Raw genomic sequence first — 24,642 nt, forward strand, 5'->3', positions numbered from 1 at the left:
CCTGCCCACCCGGAGGTCGAACCGTGCTCACGACGCTGCGCCGAGACATCCCACAGTGGCGGCGGATCCGGGCCGAGGCCCTGCCGCCGCACGTGGTCGAGGCGGCGGCCGAGGCTCGGGCGGCGGGCGACTGGCGCCGGGCCGCGGAGCTGGCCCGCACCGAGGTGGACATCGACCTGGCCGCGACGCGGGAGCGGTTCGGCGGCGTGGCCGCGGACGAGCTCGAGGACAACCTCCACCACCTGTGCCTCGACCTGCTGTGGTGGCACCTCCCGAGACACCGCGGCGGCATGACGACCCTGCATCCCCGCGTGAGCGCCGTGCTGGCCCCGTTGACGGACGCCAACGTCGGCCCACTGCTGCGGGTCCGCCACCCGAAGTCCCCGGCGGGCCCGCAACGCCTCCGCCTCGACGTGACGACGTTCGAGGAGCTGGAGGACGAGCGGTGGTACGTGGCACCGCGCCACACCTGGGACATCCGCGAAACGGCGCGCCTCCGGGCGGCGTGGGGCGGCTCCGCGACGAGGATGCCCCTGCTGACCCCGGACGGCCGCCCGCTACCGCCGGAAGCGCTCGGCATCGGCGACGACCTGGCGGCGCGGACCGAGCGCGTCTACCTCCAGCTGGCCGCCGGCGACCTGGTCGGCGCCTGGGAGGAGTGCGGCTTCGACGTCACGGACGTCGACCCGGACGCCCTCCGGCACGGCGGCGTGGGCCCGGCCTGCCCGGTCGGCCTGGCCGAGGAGCTGCGCCTGGCATCGAGCGCGTTCGGCTCCCCCCAGGTGAACACCTTGTACGGCGCACGGCTGGACCTCGACATCCCGGCGGACGCGTCCCCGTGGCGAAGCGGCGCGCCCTCACCCTCCGCGGCCTCGGCCGCTTCCGACGCGGCGCGGGCGTTCGCGGCCCTGCCCGGCGCGCTCAAGGCGACCGCGGCCGACCTCGGCGACTACCTGGAGATCCCGCTCCGGGTGGTCACCGACGGCGTACCCGCCGACCTGATCCTCATCGCCGCCGGCCACCGCACCCCCGGCGACCTGCACCCGCTGATCCGCGAGGCGCTGTTCCCCGCGCTGCCGGCCAGCCCTCCCCGCACTCCCCCGCGCCCCGCCGAGCCCGCGGCGGCCCGGGTCCGCTGCCAGGGCACCTGGCACACCGTGTCGGTCTCCGGCGGCAGGCTGCGGATGGAGGACCATTCCGAGGCGGAGGTACTGCGGGAGGAGACCCTCCGCGCCCTCGGCGGAACGAGCGCCGGCTGCTTCGCGGTGCACCTGACCTGGACCACGGGCACCGGCCACCTCCCGCGGACGCTGTCGGCGACGGTCCGCGAGGTGCGCCACCGCATGCAGCACGGCGACACCGACTGGCTCCTCTCGGCCCTCGCGGACGGCGTGATCGACCCGCTGATGCGCGACCCCAACGGCTGGTCCCTCCTCCACATGGGGATGTGGGTCGACTTCCGCCGGGTGGTGCCCGGCCTGCTCCAGGACGGCGTGCCGGTCGACGCCCGGGACAAGATCGGCCGCACCCCCCTCTACCTGGCGGCCATGAACGGCGGCCACCCCGACTTCATGCGCCTCCTGCTGGACTGCGGCGCCGACCCGAGGGCCGAGACCGAGTACGGCGCCTACCCGTCGTACATCGCCGGCGCCCGCAACGACTGGCAGGACCTCACCTTCCTGTCCCGACTCTGAAGGCGGCTGCCCGGCTCGTCTGACCCGACGAGAAGGCCCCGCAGCCGGCGAAAGCGCACCTGAAGCGAATCGTAAGGGCGCCCCGGCAGGGTCATGGGTGTCAACAGCGAACAGCCGGACGATACCGAGGAGTCCAGATGCGGAAGCTCATCAACTCGACCTACATCACCCTCGACGGGGTCATCGAGAACCCGGCGTGGACGTCGCCGTACTTCGACGAGGAGGCCATGGAGTTCGCCGGAATGCAGACCGACAACGCCGACGCGCTCATCATGGGCCGGGTCACCTACGACGGCATGTCCGCCGCCTGGCCGCTGCAGGACGAGAGCGACCCGACCACCGGCGCCGCGTACTTCAACCACGTGAAGAAGTACGTCGTCTCCCGCACGCTCACCGACCCGGCCTGGAACAACTCCGAGGTGCTGCAGGGCGACCTGGTCGAGGAGGTGCGCAGGCTCAAGGCGCAGGAGGGCAGGGACATCCTGCAGTACGGGTACGGCTCGGTCACCACGCAGCTCGTCAAGGCCGGGCTGGTCGACGAGGTCCGGTTCTGGATCTGCCCGGTCATCGAGGGCGGCGACAGCGTCAGCACGCCGCTGAAGGACGTGAAGGCGGCCTTCGAGCTGATCGACACCCGCGTGCACAAGAGCGGCGTGATCATCGTGTCGTACCGCCCCAAGGCCTCCTGAACCGGAGAGCACTACGACAGCAGGGCCCGGGCCTCGCCCGGGCTCAGCCGTCGTCCCTCGGCCACCGACGACGCGAACGCAGCAGCGCCCAACGCCGCGCAGAGGCGCGTCGACACCTCGTCCAGATCGTCCTGCTCGGCCGGCGACGCCGGCGCGTCCAGCGACTCCCGGGCCGCCGCCGCGGCACCCAGCAGCCGGGCGGCGATCACAGGGGAGGGCGCCGCGGAGGCGATGCCCTCCAGCGCCCCCGCGGCGTCCCGCGGCCAGCCGCCCGCGGTGGCCACGTCGAACGCCTCCAGGTGCAGCCGCAGCGCGGCCGCGGGGTCGCCCTGCTCCGAGCGCGCGTACCCCAGCTCGACCAGCACCATCGGCAGGTAGAGCGCCGGCCGCGGCTCCCGCCGGCCCGCCTCCACCAGCCCGCCGAGGTGCGCAACGGCCAGGTCCAGCTGGCCCGAGCGCCGGCACGCGATGCCGAGCGACAGCTCCGCGAACACCACCGCGGACGGCGCACCGTGCTCGACGACCAGCGCGTAGGCGCGCTCGGCCAGCTCCCGGGCGGCGCCGTAGTCGCGGGTCTGCACCGCGATCCAGGCCAGCCAGGACAGCTTGCTCCCGACGTCGGGCCACAGCGACAGCTCCTCGGCCCAGCGCAGCCCCTCCCGATGCAGGGCCGCGGCCCGCTCGTGCTCGCCGCGCATCTCGGCCAGCCCGCCGAGCCAGTCGTTGGCCTGCAGCCGTCCCCACCGGTCGCCGATCTCGGCGAAGAGGGCGGCGCTGCGGGTGGCGGCTTCCCGCAGTACCGTCAAATCCCCTGCGGCATGGGCGTGCATGGCCCGCGAGGCCAGCACCGCCGCCTCGGTCCACGGGTCGTCCGGCGCGGTGGGCAGCAGCGAGGCATCGACGGCCGCCTGTGCCACGAACCACGCCGCCCGCGGGGAGGCATCGACCAACGCCGCGTCCAGGGATGCCACCGGGTCGCCCTGCAGGAGCGCGAACCCGGCCCGCCACGGCGCGGCCGCCGCGACCTCGGCCGCGGAGCCGCCGGAGGAGAGCGCGCGGCGGGCCTCGGTGAAGCGGCCGCGCAGGAACCAGTACCAGGTCAGGGCGTTGGCCAGGCGCAGCCCGCCGCCGTGCGCGAGGGCCAGGCGCAGGTTGCCGGTCTCCGCGTCGAGCCGTGCGAGCCATTCCTGCTGGTCGGGGCCGCGCAGCCGCGGGTCGGCCAGTTCGGCGAGCTCGGTGTAGTACGCGGCGTGCCGGGCGCGCAGCCCATCGACGTCGAGCAGACGCGGGAGACAGAAGGCGGCCACCGTCTCCAGCAGGCGGAAGCGGCCGCCGTCGGCGACGACGAGCGAGCGGTCGACCAGCCGGCCGAGCGCGTCGAGGTCGGTGCCGCAGATCCGCTCGGCGGCCTCGGGCGCGCAGCCGTCGGCGAACACCGCGAGCCCGGCGAGGACCTGCTGGTCGGCCGGGTCGAGCAGGTCCCAGCTCCAGCCGATGACGGCGGTCATGGTGCGCTGGCGCGGCGGCACGTCCCGCTGCCGGGTCGACACGAGCTCGATCCGGTCGAGCACGCCCTGCACGCCGAACGCGCGCACGCGGGTCGCGGCCAGCTCCAGCGCAAGCGGGAGGCCGTCGAGGCGGCGGCAGAGCTGCGCGACGGCGGGCGCGGTGCGGGCGTCGAGCCGGAACCCGCGCTGTTGGGCGGCGGCCCGGGCGGCGAACAGCCGCGCCGCGGGCGAGCGCCGCACGGCGTCGACGTCGTGGTCGTCGTGCGGCAGATGCAGCGGGGGTACCTCCCAGAGCACCTCGCCGGCCAGCCCCAACGGCTCGCGGCTGGTGGCGAGCACGCGGAGCCCCGGCACGTCCCGCAGCAGCCGGGCGACCAGCGCCGCGACCGGCTCGATGACGTGCTCGCAGTTGTCGAGCAGGAGCGTCTTCGCGTGCCGCAGCGCCGAGATCAGTCGCTCGGCGGCGTCGCCGGTGGTGTCGCGGATCGCCAGGGTGCCGAGGATGTGCTCGGCGAGGTGCTCGTCGCCGGCCGGCAGCGGCGCGAGCTCCACCAGCTGCACGCCGTCCAGTGACCGAACGGCCTCGATCGCCAGTCGTGTCTTGCCGACTCCGCCGGGCCCGATGAGCGTCACGAGCCGTTCGGCAGGCAGCACCGTGCGCAGCTCGGCGAGCGCCTCGGCCCGCCCGACCAGCTCGTCGAGCCGGGCCGGCAGGCTGTTGCGGACGATGGCGGCGCGCGGCGGTGCGCTCAGCCCGGCGTCCTGCCGCAGGATCCGGCGGTGCAGCGCGACGAGCTCCGGCCCGGGGTCGAGCCCCAGCTCCTCGGCGAGCCGTTCACGCAGGTCGGCGTAGCTGTCGAGGGCCTCGGCCGGGCGGCCGGCGGCGTAGAGGGCGCGCAGGTGCAGCGCGCGCAGCCCCTCCCGCAGCGGGTGCTGGGCGACGAGCTCGGCCAGGTCGGCGACGGCGAGGTCGTGCTCGCCGCGCTCCAGCCGGGCCTCGGCGAGCCGCTCCAGGGCGACCAGCCGCTGCTCCTTCAGCCGGGTCGCCTCGGCACGGCAGAACTCCTCGTCCGCGAAGTCGGCGTAAGGCTCGCCCCGCCACAGCCGCAGGGCGGCCTCGGGCTCGATCTGGGTGAATCGGTCCGCGTCGATGACGGCACGCAGGAGGTACCCCGGCGGCCGCGACTCGATCAGGTCACGCGCGCCCGGCTCGGCGTCGTTGAGCGCCTTGCGCAGCTGCGACACCCGCACCTGCAGCGCGCCGGCGGCGTTGGCGGGCGGGTCGTCGCCCCACAGGTCGTCGATGAGCCGGTCGGCGGAGACCACCCGGTTGCGATGCGCGAGCAGGTCGGCCAGCAGCATCCGCACCTTCGTGCCGGGCACGACCACCGGCTCGCCGGCGTCGGTGCTGACGGCGAGCGGCCCGAGCACGCCGAACTGCACGGCGCCCATCGTAAGCGGACCGAAAGCGCGGCGGCGCATCGTCGCTGCATGGACCTCTACTTCGAGACGCACGGCAGCGGCGGAGAGCGCCCGCTGGTGCTGATCCACGGCGCGCTGTCCGGCATCGGTACCTCGTTCGGCCAGATCCTGCCGGTCCTCGCCCGCACGCGGCGGGTTCTTGCGGTGGAGCTGCAGGCGCACGGCCGCACGCCCGACATCGACCGGCCCTTCACCATCGAGCACTTCGCCTCCGACGTCGTCGAGCTGCTGGACCGCCTCGGCCTCGACCGGGCCGACGTCTTCGGCTGGAGCATGGGCGCGTCGGTCGGCCTGCGCCTCGGCACCGACCACCCGTCCCGCGTCGGCCGGTTGGTGCTGGCATCGGTGAGCTTCGACCTCGGGGGCGTGTACCCCGGGCTGCTGGAGGGCATTCAGGACCTCCAGCCGGAGCACCTGCACGGTTCGGAGTTCCACGAGGAGTACCTGCGGACGGCGCCCGATCCCGCCGGCTGGGCGAACCTGGTGACGAAGATGAAGGTCCTCGACGCGAACCTGCCGTCGTGGACGGCCGCGCAGATCCGCGCGCTCGCCGCCCCGACGATGCTGGTGCTCGGCGACGCCGACATCGTCACTCCCGAGCACGCGGTGCAGATGTTCCGGCTGCTCGGCGGCGGCGTGCCCGGCGACCTGACCGGCCTGCCCGCCTGCCGCCTGGCGATCCTGCCGGGCACCACCCACACCACGATCCCGCACCGCGCCGAGGCGCTGGCCCCGATGATCGAGGAGTTCCTGGAGGAGGCCGTACTGTGTGCGAAGGCAGGGTCGTAGCGCAGAGGTCGACGCGCCGGACTCATAATCCGGAGGACGCCGGTTCGATTCCGGTCGGCCCTGCCCTAAGCTGCCGTTCCATGCAACGACCCGGCTGGCTCCTCGGCGGTGCCGCGGCGGCCGTGGCGGTGTGGGCGGTCGCGGGTTGCTCCTCGCCCTCGGACGGCACCGCGATCCGCCGCGTCCCCGCCCCGCCGCTGTCGCCCGACGCCCAGACGCCCTCCTCCTTCCCTTCCTCCGCCGCTGCGCCGCCGGCCTCCCGGACGCCCGTCCCCCTCGACGCGGGCACCCACACGATGACGCTGCGCGCCACCAGCCCCTCCACGAAGTCCGTCCCGGCGCAGTTCACCCAGCGCTGCACCTAAAGTTCAGGCCTGGCCAGGTACTGGTTGGCGCGGTCCAGGATCGTGCCCAGCACGCGGCCGGTGACGTCGAGGTCGGCCTTCGGCAGGTCGCCCCACAGCCGCTCGGTGATCGGCCCGATCTCGGCGCGGACCTCGCTCCACCGCGCCCGGCCGGCCTCGGTGGCGGTCGCGGCGCCGGCGGCGTCGAGCCGGACCAGCCCGCCCTCGGCCAGCTCGGCGAGCCGCTGCCGGGCCGCGGCCTCGTCGACCTTGAGCGCCCCGGCGATCCGCCGCGCGTCGCCGCCCATGACGGTCAGGGTCAGCGCCACCCACTGTGGCTCGGTGAGGCTCCGCCCGGCGAGCAGCCGGTCGAGGATCGCGTTGAGGGCCTTCTCGGTCTGCCCGATGACGGCGGTGGTGAACTCGCTGCTCATCTCGATCTCCCAGGTTTGTTGGTCCGACTAACGTTCGTGCCACCAACGAAGCTAGGTCGTTAGTGTGACTAACGCAAGGGGTACGATCGCCGGCGTGAGCGAGAGCACGCTGAGCAGGCGCCCGACACGGTTGTTGTCGCTGGCCGCGATGCACGCCGACCGCCGGGTGAACGAGGGTCTGGCCACCGCGGACGCGCGGAAGTGGCACTACGCGGTGCTGTCGACGCTGGAACAGTTCGGCCCGGCCAGCCAGGCCGAGCTGAGCCAGCGCACGGGCATCTACCGCAGTGACCTGGTGGCGGTCATCAACGAGCTGACCGAGCGCGGCCAGGTCGACCGGTCCCCGAATCCGGCAGACCGCCGCCAGAACGTCATCACCCTCACCGAGGCGGGCCACCGGCAGCTGCTGGCCCTGGACGAGCTCCTGGCCGCGGCCGAGCGCGACGTGCTGGCGCCGCTGACCGACGCCGAGCGGGAGCAGCTGGTGGACCTGCTGACCCGGCTCGTCCGGCATCACGGCTCCTGGGACGGCAACACCTTGCGGAAGTAGCTGGCCGACTCGTCGTAGCCGAGGGCGAGGTAGAACGCCGAGGCCCGCCGCGTGGCGAGCGCGACCAGCACACAGCCGCGCCGCGCGGCCCACCGCTCGAACTCGTCCATCAGCAGCCGCCCGACCCCGCTCGATCGCCGGTCGGACCGGACGAGAATCTCTTCGACCCACCCGACGGGCCCGTTGGCGTAGAACGTCAGGTGCCGGAACCCGAGCAGATAGCCCACCGCGTCGCCGCCGTCGACGGCCAGCAGCAGGCAGGCGGCATCGTCACCGAGCAGCGCCGCGTAGCTCTCGCCGAACCGCTCCGGCACGAAAGGGAACGACTGCGCCAGCTCCCCCGCCAACTCCGCGACCGCCGCCGCATCGGCAGTCAGACATTCCCGCACCTCGATCACAACCACGATGATCCGCGAGGCCCGCCCCGCCGGCAACGCGCGGCTCAGCGCCCGGCGGGCTCGGGAGCGGGCTCGGAAGCAGACTCGATGGCCACGCGCGGCAGTAAGCCGTCGAGCCGGCGCGGCAGCCACCAGGCGCGGGCGCCGAGAAGGTGCATCACCGCGGGCACGATCAGGCAGCGGATGACGACCGCGTCGAGCAGCACCGCCACCGCCAGGCCGAAGCCGAACTGCTGCAGCATCCGGCCCGGGTCGAGCAGGAACGAGCCGAACACCAGGACCATGATGGCCGCCGCAGCCGTCACGATCCGGCCCGTCGTCGCCAGGCCCTCCCGGACGGCCGACGCGGCGTCGCGGGTGCGCTGCCACTCCTCGTGCATGCGGGCGAGGAGGAAGACCTCGTAGTCCATCGACAGCCCGAAGGCGATGGCGAAGATCATGACCGGCACGTACGCCTCGATCGGCCCGGGCTGCGCCCCGAACCGGCCGTCCTGGAACACGAGCGTGACGGCGCCCATCGCGGCACCGACGCTCAGCAGGTTGAGCAGCGCCGCCTTGATCGGGATCAGCACCGAGCGGAACACCACGAGCAGGAGCAGGGCCGACAACCCGACGACCAGCCCGACGAACACCGGCAGCCGCCGGCCCACCGCGTCGGCGAAGTCGACCACCGCGGCCGTGCTCCCGCCGACGAGCAGCGTCGCGCCGCTGCTCGCCGCCAACGGCGGCAGGGTCTGCGAACGGAGCCGGTCGACGAGCTCGGCGGTCCGCGCGTCCTGCGGCCCGGTCTCCGGGAAGGCGATGATGGTCGACAGGCCGTCGCCCGACGACAGCGGGGAGGTCGTGGCCGCGACGCCGTCCGTGGACGACACCGCGCGCGCCACGCTCGCCGCCGTCGCGTCGTCACCGCGGACCACGATCACGAGCGGGCCGTTGAAGCCGGCGCCGAAGCCCTTGGCCAGCAGGTCGTACGCGGCTCGCGAGGTCGCCGACGGCGCGTCCGTCCCGGCGTCCGCGAAGCCGAGCCGGATGCCGAGCGCCGGCCACGCGAGGGCGACGAGAGCGCCGACGGCCAGTACCAGAGAAATCCACGGCCGGCGCTCCACGAGCGCGGACCAGGCGCGCCAGCGATCGCCTTCCCGCCGGCCGGCCCGTCCCGACCGTTCGGTGCGCTCGGCCCGCTTGCGCAGGCCGCGCTCGACGCGACCGCCGACCACCGCGAGCAGCGCCGGCAGCAGGGTCAGCGATGCGACCATCGTGACGAGCACCGTCACCGCGATCGCGACCGCGACCCCCTGCAGCGAGCCGAGCCCGAGGGCGATGAGGCCGAGGAGCGCGACGATGACCGTGCACCCGGCGAAGAAGACCGTGCGGCCGGCGGTGTCGAGCGCGGTGCGCGCGGCGGCCTCGCGGTCGGCGCCGTGGAGCAGCTCGCCGCGGTATCGCGAGAAGACCAGCAGCGCGTAGTCGATGCCCACGCCGAGCCCGACGAGCAGCATCAGCGGCACCGTGAAGTCGGCGACGGTCGCGAGGTGCGAGGCCAGCGTGATGAGGCCGATCGCGCTGCCGACCGCGAACACCGCGATGACGATCGGCAGGCTGGCGGCGAGCAGCGAGCCGAAGAGGAACACCAGGATCACCAGCGCAGCCAGGATCCCGGCGCCTTCGGCCGGGCCGCCGCCCTCGCTCTCCTGCGCGTTGCGGACGGGATCGCCGCCGAGCTCGACGCGCAGGCCGTCGCCGCCGGCGGCCTTGGCGGCGTCGATGATGCGGCGCACGTCCTCCGCCGGCACCTGCTCCGACGGGGCGTCGAGCACCACCGTGGCGTAGCCGATGGTGCCGTCGCCGGACATGGCGCTCGGGTCGGCGTAGGGGCCGCGCACGGCGGCGACGCGGGGCAGGTCGGCCACCTCGGCGAGCATCGCTTCCACTTGTTCGCGCACCGGTGGGGCCGCCAGGCCGCCGGTGCGCTCGACGACCACCTGGACGGTCGCTCCCGCCTGCTCCGGTGCGCGCTCCTGCAGCGTGTCGAGGGCGCGCTGCGACTCCGCGCCGGGGAGCGAGAAGTCGTTGCGGAAGTCGCCGCCGACGACCTGTGCGGCGACGGTGACCGCGGCCAGCACGGCGACCCAGGCGACGAGCGCGAGCCAGCGGTGCCGGTAGGAACGGGCCGCGAGCCGTGTGAAGACGGTGCGGTTGTCCATCGCTGTGCGCTCCTTGCGGTCGGCCGGAAGTCGTTCGCCGGCAACGGTATGAGCGCCGGGCGCCGGGGCGCATCGCTCGCGCCAGGGATCTTCGGGTACCACCGTGGGGGGACTCGAGATCCCTCCACGGAGCGTCGCACCCGGCGGTCCGGCTCTCTACGCTTGCGGCATGGACAGGCGAACGCTGCTGGTGGACGGCACGATCGCGGGGGTCACCCTGGCGATCGCGCTGGGCACGCTGGGCGCGGGCGGTTTCGGGACGCCGAGCCCGCTGGCGACGCCGCTCGACCCGGTCGGCGTCATGCTCGCCCTCGTCGCGTCCGTGCCGTTGACCCTGCGCGAGCGGGCGCCGATGACCGTCTACGCGACCGTGACCGTGGGCACCCTCACGATGCTCGTCCTCAACTATCCGCTCGACTTCCCGCTCGGCGCGGCGCTCGCCGGCTACACCGTCGCCGTCCGCTACAGCGGCGCGGCCGATCCGGTCCGGCGGCGGGGCGCGCTGGCCGCGGTGGTCGGGTTCGGCCCGGCGCTCGTCGTCATCTACTCGATCGCCGGCGACAACCTGTCCGACATCACCGTCGAGCTGAGCGCGCTGGCTCTCATGTTCGGCGCCGTCTGGATCGCCGGCGACCGGAGCCGGCTCCGGCGCGAGCGCATCGTCGCGCTCGAGGAGCGGGCGGTGCGCGCCGAGCTGGAGGTCGAGCGGGAGCACCGGCTCGCCGCGGCCCAGGAGCGCACCCGCATCGCGCGGGAGCTGCACGACTCGGCCGGCCACGCGATCAGCGTCATCCTGGTCCAGGCGGGCGCGGCGCGGCTGCTGCACGAGCGCGACCCGGAGTGCTCCAGGAAGGCGCTGCGCACCATCGAGGACGTGGCGCGGGGCACGATGGACGAGATCAGCCGGCTGGTCCGCGCACTGCGCGAGGACGGGCAGAGCGACCTGACCCCGACCGGCCCGGCGGCGATCCAGGATCTGCTGGCCGGTTTCCGGGCGGGCGGACTGGTGCTGAGGTCCCACGTCGCGGGTTCTGTCGCTGCGGTGCCGCGGAGTGTGGCCTCCGCCGCGTATCGCATCCTGCAGGAGGCGCTGACCAACGCGACGCGGCACGGCGACGGCAGCGCCGACGTGTCGGTGCGCTGCACCGGCGGCGCCGTCGAGATCACCGTCACCAATCCCGCCCGCAGCAGCGCGCCGGCGACGGGCGGCGGCCACGGCATCGTCGGCATGCGGGAGCGGGCGCTGCTGCTCGGCGGCACGTTACGCACCGAGCAGGTGGGTGGCCGATATCGACTGTCGGCCTGCCTGCCGCACTTAGCCTCCGACAGCGTCCCGGCATGACGTTGCGAGTGCTCGTCGTCGACGACGACGACCTGATGCGGGCGGGCTTGCGCGCCGTGCTGTCGGTCGACGACCGCATCGTGGTCGTCGGGGAGGCGTCGGACGGTCGGCAGGCGGTCGAGCTGACGCGCCGCGAGGAGCCGGACGTGGTGCTGATGGACGTGCGGATGCCGCAGCTCGACGGCATCGGCGCCACCGCCGAGATCGTGGCGGGCGGGTCGGCGGCGCGGATCCTGATTCTGACGACGTTCGAGGACGACGACTACGTGTTCGGGGCGTTGTGCGCGGGGGCGTCCGGGTTCCTGCTCAAGCGCACGCAGCCGGAGCAGCTCATCGCGGCCATCCACACCGTCGCGGCGGGCGAGTCGTTGCTGTCGCCGGCGGTGACCCGCACGGTCATCGACCGGATGACCCGGCAGCCGCAGCCGGATCCGGTGGCCGGACGGCGGCTGATGGAGTTGACGCCACGGGAGCGGGAGGTGCTGGAGTCCGTGGCACGGGGGCGGACGAACGGTGAGATCGCCGAGCTGCTCAGCGTCGAGGAGTCGACCGTCAAGACGCACGTGAAGCGGATCCTGGCCAAGCTGCGGCTGCGGGACCGGGTGCAGGCGGTGATCCTGGCGTACGAGACAGGGCTGGTGCGACCGGGCGACGGTCCACGGGTCAGGGGTGACACCATCTGATGATCGAGTCGAGGCAGAGTTGCAGGCACAGGCCGAGGTACAGCGCGCAGCCGATGAGGCCCATCAGCGGCGCGCCGTTGAAGAGGAAGACCGCGCTGGCCAGCAGGTTGGCGCCGCAGCCGAACAGCGCCATCCAGCGGCCCCAGCGGCGGCCCTGCCACACGCCGATGCCACCGATCGCCTCGGTCGCCGGCACGCCGATGGCGGCTAGGACCAGCACCAGGAGCCAGGAGCCCGCCAGCGACGCGTTGCTCACCATCGACATCCCGAGCACGACGCCCAGCGAGCCGATGATCACCAGCAGGACGGCCGCGGTCGTCGCCGACGACGGGCGGTAGTCCAGGGGCTCGCGTTCGAAACGGTTCTGGTAGCGCTCCAGTCGCGGCGTCATGCCACTCACGATGCGGGCGGGGCATTGCAGGCGGCGTGCAGTCGGCCGGCAGCCGCTTGACACCGTCGATGTGAGCGATAACACTCATGACACCCAATGTCCGCTCATATCTGTCCCCGGCCCGAGCAACGAAATGTGAGCGCTAACATCCCAGAGAGGCCCCCGCCATGGGTTTCTGGTCCTCGCGCCGGCTGCGGCGCACCGTCCTCCCGAGCGTCGCCGCCGTGGCGCTCGTCGCCGCGGCGCTGATCGCCGCGCCCGGCACGGCGCAGGCGGCCGGCACGCTGCCCTGCGACATCTACGCGAGCGGCGGCACGCCCTGCGTCGCCGCGCACAGCACCACCCGCGCCCTGTTCGGCTCGTACAACGGCTCGCTGTACCAGGTGCGCCGCTGGTCGGACGGCGCGACCGCGAACATCGGCGTGCTGAGCGCCGGCGGCTACGCCAACGCCGCGACGCAGGACTCGTTCTGCTCCGGCACGTACTGCACGATCGTGCGCATCTACGACCAGACCTCCCGGCACAACGACCTGACGATCGCGCCCGGCGGCGGCGCGAACCCGACCGCCGACCAGGGCGCCAACGCCGCGGCCCTGCCGGTGACGGCGGGCGGCCACAAGGTCTACGGCGTGTACATTTCAGCCGGCAACGGCTACCGCAACAACGCCACCAACGGCGTCGCCACCGGCAGCCAGCCCGAGGGCATGTACATGGTCACCGAGGGCACGCACTTCAACGACCGCTGCTGCTTCGACTACGGCAACGCCGAGACGAACAACATGGACACCGGCAACGGTGACATGGACGCGATCTACTTCGGCACACTGTGCTGGTTCTCGCCGTGCGCGGGCGGCCCGCGCGTCGCGGCCGACCTGGAGAACGGCCTGTTCGCCGGCGGCGACGGCTCCTGGACCGCGAACACCGGGCGCAGCACGGCGTTCGTGACGGCGATGCTGAAGAACAACGGCACGACGACGTACGCCATCAAGGACGGCAACGCGCAGTCCGGCAGCCTGGCCACCCGGTACAACGGCGCGCTGCCCAGCCAGTCGGGGTACCGTCCGATGACCAAGCAGGGCGCGATCATCCTCGGCATCGGCGGCGACAACAGCAACGGCTCCGTCGGCTCGTTCTTCGAGGGCGTCATGACCAGCGGCTACCCGACCGACGCCACCGAGAACTCGGTCCAGGCGAACATCGTCTCGGTCGGCTACAGCAAGAGCGTCACGTTCCCGGCGAACGGCTCCACCTACCGGCTGACGAACCTCGCGAGCGGCAAGGTGCTCGACGCGGTGAACTGCGGCACCGCCAACGGCACCCAGATCGACGTCTGGCAGGCGCTGGGCAACACCTGCCAGCAGTGGCGCTTCAACAGCGTCGGCGCGAACAAGTGGACGATCACGAACGTCAACGCCAACAAGGTCCTCGACGCCGTCAACTGCGGCCTGGCGCTCGGCACCGCCACCAACCTGTGGCAGTCGCTGGGCAACCTGTGCCAGCAGTGGGCGGTCATCCCCGCCGGCAACGGCCGCTACGAGCTCGTGGTCGAGAACAGCGGCATGGTCCTCGACGACCAGAACTGCGGCACCGCCAACGGCACGAAGGTGCAGCTCTGGATGTGGCTGAACAACACCTGCCAGCTCTGGGCGATCGCACCCTGACCAGGCTCTGGGGCGCGGTCAGCCGACCGCGCCCCAGCTCCACCGTCAGTCCAGCTCGGAAGCGGCCGGCGGGGTGCCGTCCGACCAGCGCGCCTTGAGGATCGCCGTATACGAGAGGCGGACGCCGTCCGTCCACGACTCCCGCGCGAGCGCCTCGCCCGTCGCCGGGTCGATGACCAGCCGCTGCTGGCCGACCGAGCCGCCGTCGCCGCGCCGGCTGTAGCCGACCGCCGCCCCGCCACGGCCCAGCGCGTCGGTCACCGGGCCGAGCACCTCGATGCCGGGCAGTTGGGCGAGCATCCGATAGGCGCCCGCGCGCACCGGCGCCGGGACCGGCAGGTCCAGCACGAGGCCCGCACCGGCGTAGAAGAGGAACTCGTCGCGGCTCTCCGTCGTGCCCTTCTCCGCATACCAGTCCAGGAGCCGCGCCTTGAGCGCGCCGGGCTCGGTCGGCAGGCCGGCCAGCTGCGCCGCGGATCGGGGCAGCCCGGCGACGAGGAAGTTGTTGTCCGCGGTGTGTCCTTCCATCGGGCGTACCGTCCACCCGCCCGACGTTCCGCGGAAGTACCCGACCGAGGGGTCGCCGGCCCGCGTGGCGAGCCACTGCTCGACGGTCATGCCGGGCGAGCCATGCTCGGCGCGCACGACCCAGTAGCGGCCGCTCTCGACGGCCTTGCCGTCGTTGTGCTGCGCGGCGACCAACAACAGATCGGTCGAAGCGGCAGTCGACGGCGCAGCGCTGACATCGCCGGGAGTCGAAGGCCGCAGCGCCACCGCCGCCGTGACCGCGGCGATCGCGGCCAGCCCGGCCCCCGCCAGCACGAGGCGTCGCGCCGGGGTGCGGCGGCGTTCGGCCTGCCTGGGGTACGACATGATCATCGAAAGATCGTCGGGCGCCGGCTCGGGCGTGAGCCGGCTCGGGCGAGCCTCGGCTAAGGAACGCATGATCTTGCTCATCGACTGTACTCCTGGGTCGGTCGGGATACCGGTGGGCGACGAGCCGACCCGGCGAGCGCCTGCTCGAGCCGCTTCCGGGCGCGGTGCAGCCGGACGAAGTAGGTGGCCGTGGAGCAGCCGACGACCTTCGCGGCCTCCCGGGCGCCGAGCCCGTGCCAGGCCACGAGGGTCAGCAGCTCCCGGTCGTCGTCACCGAGCCGCGCGAGCGCCGCGAGCATCGCCGCCTTCTCGGTCACCCCGTCGGCGACGTCGGCCTGCGCCTCCTCGACCCAGGCCCGCATCTCGGCCGCGAGGCTCACCTGCCGGACCTCCTCGCGATACCGCTCGCGGATGACGTTGCGCGCCACGCCGAGCAACCACGGCAACGGCACCGCCGGCACGGCGTCGAGCCGCCGCCACACCACGAGAAACGTGTCCGCGACGACGTCGTCGGCAAGGTCCCGCCCGACCCGGCTGACCGCATAGGCATACACTCGCGGCCGGAACTCCCCGTAGAGAGCGGTGAACCAGCGACCTTCATCGGGATGCTCCACAAGCTGCACTCCTCCAGCGCCGAGGATCTCTCGTCACGAGGTAATGCGCCCCGAGGCACGCTTCTTACCGCCGACTTCGTGCCGGTGACAAAAAGAGCGTCGCCCGGCTCGGCGGCCGTTCGGCGGCCGCGAGCCGGGGCGACGACCGGATCGATCAGCGGCGGGCCCGTTCGATGACCTCTTCCGGGGACAACGGCGCCTTCGGGTGGTGGGTCAGGCAGAGCGGCGTTCGCACCTTGACGAACGAGAAGCCCTCGCCGGCCGCGTAGAACTGGCCGCTGCCGAGCAGCCCGATGTCCGGCAGCCGGCCGCCCTTCGCCAGAGCCAGCTCGCGGGCCGCGTCGATCTGGGCCGGCGAGTTCAGCAGGCCGAAGAACTGGGTCGTGGCGTTGCCCGAGATCTGGTTGTGCAGGCCCTTCGGGGCCTGGGTGGCGAAGACCAGGCCCAGCCCGTACTTCCGCGCCTGCGACGCCAGCGTGATCGTGCTCGCCGTCGAGGCGGTGGTCCCGGTCGACGGCGCCAGCGTCTGGGCCTCGTCCATGATGAACAGGCCGCCCAGGGGCCGGTCGCCGGCCGGGTAACGCTTGAGCCAGGTGAACAGCGCCAGCTGCAGCTGGTTCACGAAGCCCTGCTTCTCCTCGTCGGACATGAGGCCGATGAAGCTGATCACCGAGACCCGGGCTCGCTTTCCCGGCGACGGTGTCAGCAGCACTGCGGGATCCGCCGCCGCCCCCTTGCCGCCGAAGAGCGGGTCGTTGACCATCGCCGCCTTCAGCGTCTCGGCGAGGTCGTGTGCGAGCTTGCCCGCCCTGGCCATCCGGCTGACGTCGTCCGGAAGATCGGCGAGGAAGTCGGTGAAGCCCTCCAGCCCGACCTTGCCGCCCCGGGCGTAGGCCTGCAGGGCCTCGGTCAGCACGGCCTTGCTCTGGACGGCAAGCTTGGTGGTGCCGCCGGCGCCCGCGCGTGGGGCGAGCGCGTCGACCGCGGCCCGCACGGCCTGGTCGAACTCGTCCGGCGAGTCGCGCACCGGCCCGAAGTCCGGCAGCGGCTGGAAGCTCAGCGGACGGCCGCCCCCGACGCCGGGCGTCCACACGACGACCTCGGTGTGGTCGAGGTAGTCCCGCGCCCGTTCGTCGTCGCCCGGGCCCCAGCCCGCGGGCGTCTCGGGCCACGGGTCCCCGAGCCGGGCGAGGTCGTTGTTCGGGTCGAGCACGATCGCCGAGACGCCCTTTCGGGCGCACTCCTCGACCAGCCGGCGGATGAGCACGGTCTTGCCGGAGCCGGAGCCGGCAAAGATGACCGTGTGGCGGCGCAGCGACTCCAGGTTGACCACGAACGGCGCCTCGTCCTGGATGACCTTCCCGAGCCGGACGGTGCGGTCGTCCTCCGCGGGGCCCGGCGTCGGTGCCGCGACAGCAGCGGGCGACAACGGGGCCGGCGGCGGTGCTGCTCCGAGGATCTCGGTGAAGAGCCGCGTCCGGCTCGCCGGCCGCCGCGCGACCAGCCACTCGCCGAACAGCGCGTGCGGCACGGCCTGCATCCGGCGCAGCGCGTCGAAGACCTTCAGGTCCGCGTCGTCGATCCGGTGCCAGATGCCGCCCTCGGCCCGGAAACCCTCGATGACCTCCCTGGTCCGCGGCCCGGTCGGCCAGTTCTCGCGGCGCAACAGGATCAACTTGCGCTGCGGGACCTTCCGGTCGAGCCCGGCCAGAACCCGCGCATTGTGAACACGAGAGATGACCGCCCGCGCATGGTCGTGGGCGATGGAGCGGAATCCCCAGTGGGCCTCGTTCTCGGTCGCCTCGTCGAGCACCTGGATGAGGCGGCCGTGCAGGGGCGGGTTGGTGCTCGGGGGCGGTGAGTCCTGCTTGTAGACGACGCCGGTGGGCGCCTGCTCGTCGATCCACGCGCTGATGCCGGCCGCCAGCAGGGCCGGCATGTGCAGATCCTCCGAGTACTTGCTGAGCGCCTCGCTCACGTCGGCCTCCGCGACCAGCCGCGCGAACGTCGCGTCGAGCTCACCGAGATCGCCGGTGGTGTGCCGGACGACCACCGGCGGCTCGACGTCCGGGAACCGGTCCAGCTCGACCAGTTCGTCGGTGTCCAGGCAGCGGTGGAGGTGGTGGTCGACCCGGCGGAGCAGGGCGCGCGGTGTGAAGTCCCGGGCCGCGTCGAAGGCCTCCGGCTGAATCGGCCAGGTCGGGTACGGCGGGGTGAAGCCCACCTCCCGATAGGTCGCCGAGAACCGCTTCTCCACGATCATCCGGGCGATCTCGGCGCTGCGGATCCGGTCGGGCAGCAGCGTCTCCCGGAACCGCTCGATGACCGGCCCGGGCGCGCCCTTCTTCAGCAGCTCCCAGGTGTCGGGCAGGCAGGACATCACGATCAGGGTGCGCTGGGTGACGTCCCGCAGGTTCAGCAGCCCGTCGGCGATGGCGCCGACGACCGCCTGCTGCTCCGGGTCAAGGCTGACGTTGCGCTCGAACATGGTGATGGTGGTCTGAGCGAACAGCGTGTCGAGCTGGTCGATCGCGATCACGCTCGGGCTGAGCGTCAGCGCGATGAGCCGGGAGATGTCGCTGACCACTTCCTGCGGCTTGCGGACGGTCGCCGTGAACCCCCAGTCGGTGCGGTCCGCCGGCTCGGTCGGCTCCGAGATCAGGTGGGCCAGGCCGACGTCCTGGTGGTCGAAGCTCCGGGAGTTGTAGAGCGCGAGCGCGCGGGCCGTGTCCTGACACTCCCGGCCAGTGGCGGCGTCGAACCGGCGCAGCCCGCCGATGAACACGTCGAGGTGGTCGCGGGTCAGCGCCGCGTTGCCGGCGATCGCGTCGCGAACCTCCGGCGGAATGCCGAGCTGGGCGGTGAGGCGGCGCAGGAACGTCTTGAGCTGGGCTCCCGAGCCGATCGCGTCGCGCGCCAGGCCGCCGATGAGGCCCTGGACCGTGCTTTCCCAGAAGGTACGGCCGCTGATCATGTTGACCAGGAAGAAGTACCCGCCGCCGTCGGCCCGCTGAATGGTGTCCCGCACCGCGCCGAGCAGATGCGTCTTGCCGGCGCCGGCACGACCTTGCAGCGCCACACCGAGCGGGGTCTCGGTGTCGCTACGACGCGCCTTGTTGACGCCGCTCAGGATCTCCCGTACGGCGCGCTCGTGCAGCTCCGGCACGTCGTAAGGCGAGGGCCGCCAGATGTCGTCGGGGGTCGGGGCCGGGTTGAAGTGCAGGGCCTCCAGGGCGGCGCGCTCCGCGGCGGGAATCACGGCCGGCCGATCGACAGTTGGTGGCTGTCCTCTCCGCCGATGGAGATGGCGGCGGCGCGGTCGCGCTCCTTGAGCGCCTTGGTGTTGGCGACCGGAATGATCCGGACGCCGTCCTCGTCCAGCAGCCCGCGAAGTGCCTCGTCCACCTCGCCCCGGCTCAGGTCGGGCAGCTTGTCGCGGAGGTCGGCCAGGCCCACCCACTCGCCCGGCCGCGCAACCAGGCTGGCGTAGGCCGCCCGGACCATCGCCACCGGGTCCACGGCACCAGCAGCGCCCTCAGAAGCAGGCAGTTGGCGGAAGAACTCGCCGAGGCTGATCGACACTCCGTGTGTGGCCTGCAGCTGATCCACGGCCCGGTTGATGTTGCCGAGCAGCGTCAGCATCGTCCGCGACGACGACCCGCGCTGCTTCGACAGGTCCATCGTGTGCAGTTCCCGGACCACCGCCCAGCCGGCGTCGGTGAGCTGGTGGGAGAACGGCCGATGCGATCGGTCGGTCGCCACGAGGCCGAGCTTCTTCTCCAGTTTCGCGTTGTCCGCGCCGGTGAGCGAGAAGCCGGCGAGTTCCTTGAGCTCGCTGTTGTTGAGCTCGCGGGCCTCGGACATCAAGACGACCAGCGCCAGGATCTGGTTTGGGCTGAGGTTCGGGACAGTTGGCATCGGGCCTCATTTCGGGGAGTGGGATGAGCGGCGGAGCTGGAGCAGGTCGCGGATCGTCAGTGCCGCGGCCGTCGGGTCGTGGAGCACCTGTTCGTTCGTGAAGCGCAGGACGTCGTGGCCGAGGAGTTGCAGCTGGACGTCGCGGCGGCGGTCGTCGGCGTACTTCCAGCGCGAGCGGTGGTCGTCGCCGTCCACCTCGACCACGACGCCGTCGGCCGGCCAGAACAGGTCCAGGCGGTACGTCTTGGCGAGCAGATGCCAGTCGAACTCGTGGTTCCAGCACCGGCCCGCGGCCCAGTCGTGCGGTGCCAGCGCGCGCTCCAGCGCCTGCTCGGCCGGGCTGTCGGCGCGCGGCAGGCCGGCAAGCGGCGGCCAGGTCAACAGGGCCGGCGGCGGCTCGGCGGCGGCGGGAGAGAGTGCGGGCCCGGCGGCCAGATCCTTGAGGTACACCGGCAACGTGATCCGAACCGTCGGGATGCGGTCGACGAATCGCAACGCCGGGCCGGCCAGCCAGACCGTGAACCGGCCGTGGCCGGCGAGCCACTCCGCCGCCCCGACCAGGGCGCGCTCGTCATCCGGTGTGAGCTCGGCCGGCAGGTCGATGAGCACGGCCGCCGCGAAGCGGGAGTAGGCGGAGGCCAGGATGCTGCCGAGGCCCCGCGCGCGGACCTCGGCCGGGAACCGGCCCGGGGCGGCGGGCGCGCCCCGGAGCGCGCGGTCGGCGGTGTCGGCGAGGAACGGGCCGAAGTGCTCGGACTGCGCGGCGAGCCGGCCGGCCAGCGCGCGGGCGGCGGCGAGGCCCAGCTCGGAGCGGCCGTCGAGCCGCTCGGCGCCCGGCAGCCAGCGCGGGAACAGCTCGACGGCGGCGCGGTCGAGGGCGTCCAGGAAGGCGCCGACGTACTGCGCGACGGTCCGGCCGGCGGCCGGATGGAACCGCACCACCGCCGGGGCGCCCGCGGGCAGCGGGTCGAGCCCGACGCTCAGCAGGTCGGGATCCACGTCGGCCAGGTAGCTGGTCCGGCCGGGCGGTGGCTCGGCCCACCACCGCACCCCGGTCGTCATAGTCGCCGACCGTATGCCGATGGCCTGATCACCCACAGTCGGCTCTTCAACCGAGTCATTCCGGGAAGGGGATGTGACCGGCCAGGCTCACGCGCGACGCGATGCCCAGCTTCCGGAAGACCTGGCGCAGGTGGTAGTTCACCGTGTGCTGCGAGATGCCCATCCGGCGGGCGATCTGGCGGTTCGTCATCGCCCGGCCCGCCAGCCGGGCCACGTCCCGCTCGCGGTCGCTCAAGGCGGCCCAGCCCGTCGACGGGCGGTCCGGGGACACCACCGCCACGACCACCGTCTCCCCCGCCGACTCCAGGTCGTACACGAGCACCGGCCGCAGGCCCGATGCTTGCAGGCCGCGCAGCAGTGTCTCGGCCAGTCGCTCCATGTCTGCCTCCCGTGATTGCCGAGTTCTTACTGGAACTTACTGGAACATACTGGAGCCATCCAATGCAATAGATGCCACGAAGGCGGACAAAGGCCGGCGAAACCCCGGGAAGGATCGGCCGAACGACCCAATCGTTCCGGGTGAATGCGGGGGATTGCTGGAAAATGCTGGAGCGCGGTAGGGTTCGATGCGTGGCCGAGGACGCTGAGGAGCTGGAGCGGCAGATCGAGCCGCTGCGGGCCCAGATGCGCCAGGCCGCCGCGGCGGGTGACCGGCCGCGCGTCGCCATGCTCCGGGCCGAGCTGCGCGCGCTCGAAGAGGCCTGGGACGAGGCGCTCGACGCCATGGCGCCCGACGACGGGCAACCCGCCGGGCCGCGGCTCGTGCCGCTGCGCGAGCAGGTCCACAGCGCCCTCACGCTGCTGACCGTCCCGGCCGCGCCGAAGCTGATCGCCCAGGTCTACAGCGCCTGTTTCGGCGGCGACATGCGCGGCGACAAGCTCACCAGCCTGCGGCGCGACGAGGAGCGCTCGTTCCGCACCGCGCCGTTCGCCCGGCCGTACTATCTGTGCGCCGCGCTCACCGCCGACCGCCTCGCACCCGTGCGCGGGCTGCTGGCGGTGTCGACGTGGGAGCTGGAGCAGCGCGTCATCGGCGCGCTCAGCCCGCGCGTCGACTTCCTCAACGCCGCCATCAACATCGCCCGGCACGCGGAGCGAGTCGACGTCGACCGCGCGACCGCCCGGCTGCTGTGGCTGTTCGCCGAGAACATCCCGGGCGCCGCCGACGGGATCGGGTCGGCGAAGCCCGCCGCGGTCATCCGCGCCGCGGAGGCCGAACTCAGCACCCACGCCGCAACCGACCGGTCGCACCGCGAAGCGGCCGCCGCGCGGGCCCGCGCCCAGCTCGACGACGTCGGCCGCCTCTTCGGCAGTCCCTTGAAGCCGGTGGAGGAAGCACAGCCGTGACCACTACCGAACAGCGGCTCGACCAGCTGCGGGGCCCGGTGCCGCCGGTGCCGCACAACGCCCGCACGATCGCCGCGCTCACCACCAACCCCGCGTGCTCCCGCCGGGCCGTCATGGACTCGGCCGGCGTCGACAAGCGCCGGGTGGCCGCCCGGGTCGGGTTCCCCCCGCCCTACGGGCAGTCGCCGTTCACGATCACCCGCACCCGCGCGTTCGAGGGCCAGGTCAAGGCCAACGGCTGCGCCGAGCTGCTGCGGATGCTGCGCGAGGTGCTCGACCTGTCGATCCCCGAGGTGGCGTACCACGACCTGGAGGAGGCCGGTGGCAACACCTCGCCGGAGGTCCGCCACGCCCTCGCTCGCCGGATCATCCAGGCAGCGCCCCAGGCCGGCGGCACCCTCTTCGACCACCCGCTGCTGCGCCTGCCCGTCGGCGGGCGGCAGGTGTTCCTGGAGCCCGACCTCATCGCGTTCCGCTACGAGGGCACCTTCTACATCGTCGAGATCAAGTCGTTCGCCGTCATCGACGGGCAGGCCGACGGCGGGAAGGTCGCCGCGGCGGCGGTCCAGTCGGCGGTCTACGTGATCGCGCTGCGCCGGCTGCTCGAAGACCTCGGCGAGGACCCGGGGCGCGTCTCGCACGACGTCGTCCTGGTGAATCCCGAGAACTTCTCCAACCACGCGGTCGCCACCAAGGTCGACGTGCGCCGCCAGCTCACCGTCCTCGAACGGCAACTGGCCCGGATGAAGCGCATCGACACGCTGCTGGAGCCGCTCGACGAGGAGCTCACCTTCGACCTGGTGCCGGACCGCGACGGCAGCCCGACCCGACCGGAGAGCGAGCTGCGCTCGGCGCTGGGGCACATCCCGGCCCGCTACTCCCCCGACTGCCTCGCGATGTGCGAGCTGTCGTATTTCTGCCGCGACGAGGCCCGGGGCACCACCCACGCGCTGGGGCGGTCGGTGAGCGAGGAGCTCGGCAGCGTCGAGTGGATCGACACGGCGCTCGCCCTGGCCGGCGGCCGGCTCGCTCCCTCTCCCGAGCAGCATGAGGCGGCGGGTGTACTGCGGGCAGCCCTGCGCCTGCGCAACGAGTGCTTCGGGCTGCCGGCATGACGTCGCTGACCTCCCTCGCGCGTGCCCTGGCGGTCCGGGACGAGACGGCCCAGCGGCTCACCACCGTCCGCCACACGCACGTCGCCGACCGGCCGCTCGTCCTCATCCCGCTCGCGCTGGCCGGCGAGGCCAACGCCCCGCTGGCGGCGCTCGCCGGCGACGACCCCGCCGCGCCGCGGCTGCTGATCGTTCCCCAGCCGCGCAACCGCGACCAGCGGTTCGCCTTCGCCGCCGCGCTCGGCCGGCTGCTCGTGTCCTACGTGGACGGCTTCGCCCGCCACCAGGAGGAGCAGCGCGGACGCCGCCGGTCCACCGACGCGCCGCAGCTCGTCGTGCCCAACCCCGGCGGCGTCGAGTTCGTGCGGCTCTTCGGGCGCTCGACCCGCCTGCGCCGCACCTACGGCGAGTATGCCGTCGACCGGGTCGTGCCCACCCTCGGCAAGTGGCTGACGTTCTTCGCCGAGCGGGCCGAGCACCCCGGCTCGGCGCTCATGCTCGCGCTCACCGGCGAGCTCGGCGCGCACTGGGCGACCGGGCAGAGCGCGGTCGAGGACGCCAACCTGGCCGCGCTGATGGCCTGGATCGACCCGCCCGCCGGGCGCTCGCCGTTCGAGGCGGCGCTCGACGCCGAGGACCCCGAGCGCTGGCCGCCGGCCGGCCCGGCCACCGACCCGGTGTTCGACAAGGCACAGCTGGAGCCGGCCATCAACCGGTACGCCCGCAGCGGCGGCGCCCCCGCCGCGCGGGCCGCGCTGGAGGCGGTGCTGGAGAGCCAGCTCGCGCCGACCTGGCGGCTCATGTGGCGCGGCCTCGAACTGCTGCGCGCGCTGCCGGCCGGCTCGCGGGTCGAGTCGCGCTGGGCCGAGGACCGCGACGCCTACACCGACTACGTCCACCACCTGGCCGGCGACAACCCGGTGCCCCAGCCGCGCCGGGACGGGGCCGTCGCCGCGGCCCGCCGGCTGGCCCGGCTGGAGCGGGCCCAGGCGCAGTACGACGCCCAGCGGGCGCTCGACGACCCGCTGGTCATGGCCGAGTACCGGCTGTCCGGCGAGGCGTTCGCCGGCGAGGTGGTGGCGGCCGAGCCGGACCGGGTCGACGCGTCCGGCGCCCGGCGCAGGCTGCGGCCGCACGTCACCGTCCGCACGCGGGACGGGCTGCGGCTCGGCACCGGCGTCTCGGTGCAGTCGCCGGCCCGGCCGGCCCAGAAGGCCGAGATCCTGGCGCTGACGCCGACCGCGGACGGCCTGGAGGTGCTGCTGGAGCTCACCGGCGGCATGGGACGCTCGTTGCAGGCCCCGGCCGGCAGCGTCCCCGCCCGCGGCGAGTGGGTCACCTACAGCACGCTGACCGACGCCTACCAGCCCGCCGGGCAGTTCCCGCCCGCCGCCGAGACGCCGTGGACGCACGGCGGCCCGCCCGCGTCGCCGCAGCCGACCGAGGAGGACGCCGTGGAGGCCTGGTCATGACCGGTCCGGAGCGAAGCGGAGGGGCCGGTCATCGTGGGCTCAGTTTGGAAGGCATGCGGCCGGAGCGAAGCG

At 73.2% G+C, this 24,642-nt stretch carries 22 protein-coding genes and 1 tRNA gene; 12 read left to right on the forward strand and 11 right to left on the reverse strand.

The features are described 5' to 3' along the window. The first annotated feature begins 23 nt into the window (after window positions 1-23). A complete protein-coding gene (locus IEZ31_RS48305; protein WP_190256877.1) occupies window positions 24-1,694 on the forward strand; it encodes an ankyrin repeat domain-containing protein in 1,671 nt (556 codons plus the stop codon). 137 nt (window positions 1,695-1,831) lie between these two features. Then, a complete protein-coding gene (locus tag IEZ31_RS48310) occupies window positions 1,832-2,383 on the forward strand; it encodes a dihydrofolate reductase family protein (protein ID WP_190256878.1) in 552 nt (183 codons plus the stop codon). A gap of 11 nt (window positions 2,384-2,394) precedes the next feature. Here the strand turns inward: IEZ31_RS48310 and IEZ31_RS48315 are convergent, their stop codons facing one another. Beyond that, window positions 2,395-5,334: an AfsR/SARP family transcriptional regulator gene (locus tag IEZ31_RS48315; protein ID WP_190256879.1), complete on the reverse strand. Its 2,940-nt coding sequence runs from the start codon at window positions 5,332-5,334 to the stop codon at window positions 2,395-2,397. A gap of 48 nt (window positions 5,335-5,382) precedes the next feature. Between IEZ31_RS48315 and IEZ31_RS48320 the strand changes: the two genes are divergently transcribed. The 3 genes from IEZ31_RS48320 (at window position 5,383) to IEZ31_RS48330 (ending at window position 6,527) form a co-directional block, all read left to right on the forward strand. Continuing rightward, a complete protein-coding gene (locus IEZ31_RS48320; RefSeq protein ID WP_190256880.1) occupies window positions 5,383-6,162 on the forward strand; it encodes an alpha/beta fold hydrolase in 780 nt (259 codons plus the stop codon). Further along, a tRNA-Met gene (locus tag IEZ31_RS48325) sits at window positions 6,153-6,225 on the forward strand. The genes IEZ31_RS48320 and IEZ31_RS48325 overlap by 10 nt, the downstream gene beginning before the upstream one ends. Window positions 6,226-6,242: 17 nt before the next feature. Then, window positions 6,243-6,527: a hypothetical protein gene (locus IEZ31_RS48330; RefSeq protein ID WP_190256881.1), complete on the forward strand. Its 285-nt coding sequence runs from the start codon at window positions 6,243-6,245 to the stop codon at window positions 6,525-6,527. Here the strand turns inward: IEZ31_RS48330 and IEZ31_RS48335 are convergent. Continuing rightward, window positions 6,524-6,940 (reverse strand): MarR family transcriptional regulator, encoded by a 417-nt coding sequence (locus tag IEZ31_RS48335; RefSeq protein WP_190256882.1) that lies wholly within the window; start codon window positions 6,938-6,940, stop codon window positions 6,524-6,526. The two genes, IEZ31_RS48330 and IEZ31_RS48335, sit on opposite strands and share 4 nt — an antisense overlap. A 94-nt stretch (window positions 6,941-7,034) precedes the next feature. Here IEZ31_RS48335 and IEZ31_RS48340 point away from each other — a divergent pair, with 94 nt between their 5' ends. Then, window positions 7,035-7,490: a MarR family winged helix-turn-helix transcriptional regulator gene (locus IEZ31_RS48340; protein ID WP_229837006.1), complete on the forward strand. Its 456-nt coding sequence runs from the start codon at window positions 7,035-7,037 to the stop codon at window positions 7,488-7,490. On the opposite strand, the gene IEZ31_RS48345 is transcribed toward IEZ31_RS48340, so the two are convergent. After that, a complete protein-coding gene (locus IEZ31_RS48345; protein ID WP_229837008.1) occupies window positions 7,454-7,888 on the reverse strand; it encodes a GNAT family N-acetyltransferase in 435 nt (144 codons plus the stop codon). The two genes, IEZ31_RS48340 and IEZ31_RS48345, sit on opposite strands and share 37 nt — an antisense overlap. 44 nt (window positions 7,889-7,932) lie before the next feature. Beyond that, window positions 7,933-10,092 (reverse strand): MMPL family transporter, encoded by a 2,160-nt coding sequence (locus IEZ31_RS48350; RefSeq protein ID WP_190256883.1) that lies wholly within the window; start codon window positions 10,090-10,092, stop codon window positions 7,933-7,935. Window positions 10,093-10,261: 169 nt separating this feature from the next. Here IEZ31_RS48350 and IEZ31_RS48355 point away from each other — a divergent pair, with 169 nt between their 5' ends. Together IEZ31_RS48355 and IEZ31_RS48360 are read left to right on the forward strand one after the other, a co-directional pair. Continuing rightward, window positions 10,262-11,434, forward strand: a complete 1,173-nt coding sequence (locus IEZ31_RS48355; protein ID WP_190256884.1) for a sensor histidine kinase — start codon at window positions 10,262-10,264, stop codon at window positions 11,432-11,434. Continuing rightward, window positions 11,431-12,117 carry a response regulator gene (locus IEZ31_RS48360; protein WP_190256885.1) on the forward strand — a complete coding sequence of 229 codons (687 nt, stop codon included), beginning with the start codon at window positions 11,431-11,433 and terminating at the stop codon, window positions 12,115-12,117. The genes IEZ31_RS48355 and IEZ31_RS48360 overlap by 4 nt, the downstream gene beginning before the upstream one ends. Here IEZ31_RS48360 and IEZ31_RS48365 read toward each other — a convergent pair. Further along, complete coding sequence (locus IEZ31_RS48365) at window positions 12,098-12,508, reverse strand: hypothetical protein (RefSeq protein WP_190256886.1); 411 nt, start codon at window positions 12,506-12,508, stop codon at window positions 12,098-12,100. The genes IEZ31_RS48360 and IEZ31_RS48365 overlap by 20 nt on opposite strands. A 167-nt stretch (window positions 12,509-12,675) precedes the next feature. On the opposite strand from IEZ31_RS48365, the gene IEZ31_RS48370 reads away from it, so the two are divergent. Continuing rightward, on the forward strand, window positions 12,676-14,169 hold the full coding sequence (locus tag IEZ31_RS48370) for an arabinofuranosidase catalytic domain-containing protein (protein WP_229837010.1): 1,494 nt from the start codon (window positions 12,676-12,678) through the stop codon (window positions 14,167-14,169). A gap of 45 nt (window positions 14,170-14,214) precedes the next feature. Here the strand turns inward: IEZ31_RS48370 and IEZ31_RS48375 are convergent, their stop codons facing one another. The 6 genes from IEZ31_RS48375 to IEZ31_RS48400 all read right to left on the reverse strand — a co-directional run bounded on the left by IEZ31_RS48375 (window position 14,215) and on the right by IEZ31_RS48400 (window position 21,018). Beyond that, complete coding sequence (locus IEZ31_RS48375; protein WP_190256887.1) at window positions 14,215-15,126, reverse strand: CU044_5270 family protein; 912 nt, start codon at window positions 15,124-15,126, stop codon at window positions 14,215-14,217. After that, complete coding sequence (locus IEZ31_RS48380; RefSeq protein ID WP_190256888.1) at window positions 15,123-15,659, reverse strand: RNA polymerase sigma factor; 537 nt, start codon at window positions 15,657-15,659, stop codon at window positions 15,123-15,125. The genes IEZ31_RS48375 and IEZ31_RS48380 overlap by 4 nt, the downstream gene beginning before the upstream one ends. A 154-nt stretch (window positions 15,660-15,813) precedes the next feature. Next, a complete protein-coding gene (locus tag IEZ31_RS48385) occupies window positions 15,814-18,918 on the reverse strand; it encodes an ATP-binding protein (RefSeq protein ID WP_229837011.1) in 3,105 nt (1,034 codons plus the stop codon). Then, window positions 18,915-19,577 carry a hypothetical protein gene (locus tag IEZ31_RS48390; RefSeq protein ID WP_190256889.1) on the reverse strand — a complete coding sequence of 221 codons (663 nt, stop codon included), beginning with the start codon at window positions 19,575-19,577 and terminating at the stop codon, window positions 18,915-18,917. Before IEZ31_RS48390 ends, IEZ31_RS48385 begins: the two co-directional genes overlap by 4 nt. A 6-nt stretch (window positions 19,578-19,583) precedes the next feature. After that, on the reverse strand, window positions 19,584-20,639 hold the full coding sequence (locus IEZ31_RS48395) for an endonuclease domain-containing protein (protein WP_190256890.1): 1,056 nt from the start codon (window positions 20,637-20,639) through the stop codon (window positions 19,584-19,586). 55 nt (window positions 20,640-20,694) lie between these two features. Beyond that, window positions 20,695-21,018 carry a helix-turn-helix domain-containing protein gene (locus IEZ31_RS48400; RefSeq protein WP_190256891.1) on the reverse strand — a complete coding sequence of 108 codons (324 nt, stop codon included), beginning with the start codon at window positions 21,016-21,018 and terminating at the stop codon, window positions 20,695-20,697. Window positions 21,019-21,209: 191 nt separating this feature from the next. Here IEZ31_RS48400 and IEZ31_RS48405 point away from each other — a divergent pair, with 191 nt between their 5' ends. From IEZ31_RS48405 to IEZ31_RS48415, 3 genes are read left to right on the forward strand one after another with little or no spacing between them, the layout of a single operon-like run. Continuing rightward, on the forward strand, window positions 21,210-21,986 hold the full coding sequence (locus IEZ31_RS48405) for a hypothetical protein (RefSeq protein ID WP_190256892.1): 777 nt from the start codon (window positions 21,210-21,212) through the stop codon (window positions 21,984-21,986). Next, window positions 21,983-23,101, forward strand: a complete 1,119-nt coding sequence (locus tag IEZ31_RS48410) for a hypothetical protein (RefSeq protein WP_190256893.1) — start codon at window positions 21,983-21,985, stop codon at window positions 23,099-23,101. Before IEZ31_RS48405 ends, IEZ31_RS48410 begins: the two co-directional genes overlap by 4 nt. Further along, window positions 23,098-24,570, forward strand: a complete 1,473-nt coding sequence (locus IEZ31_RS48415; protein ID WP_190256894.1) for a hypothetical protein — start codon at window positions 23,098-23,100, stop codon at window positions 24,568-24,570. The genes IEZ31_RS48410 and IEZ31_RS48415 overlap by 4 nt, the downstream gene beginning before the upstream one ends. Window positions 24,571-24,642: the final 72 nt, after the last annotated feature.

Origin of the sequence: Dactylosporangium sucinum (genome assembly GCF_014647515.1) — a bacterium.
GTDB classification, from domain to species: domain Bacteria; phylum Actinomycetota; class Actinomycetes; order Mycobacteriales; family Micromonosporaceae; genus Dactylosporangium; species Dactylosporangium sucinum.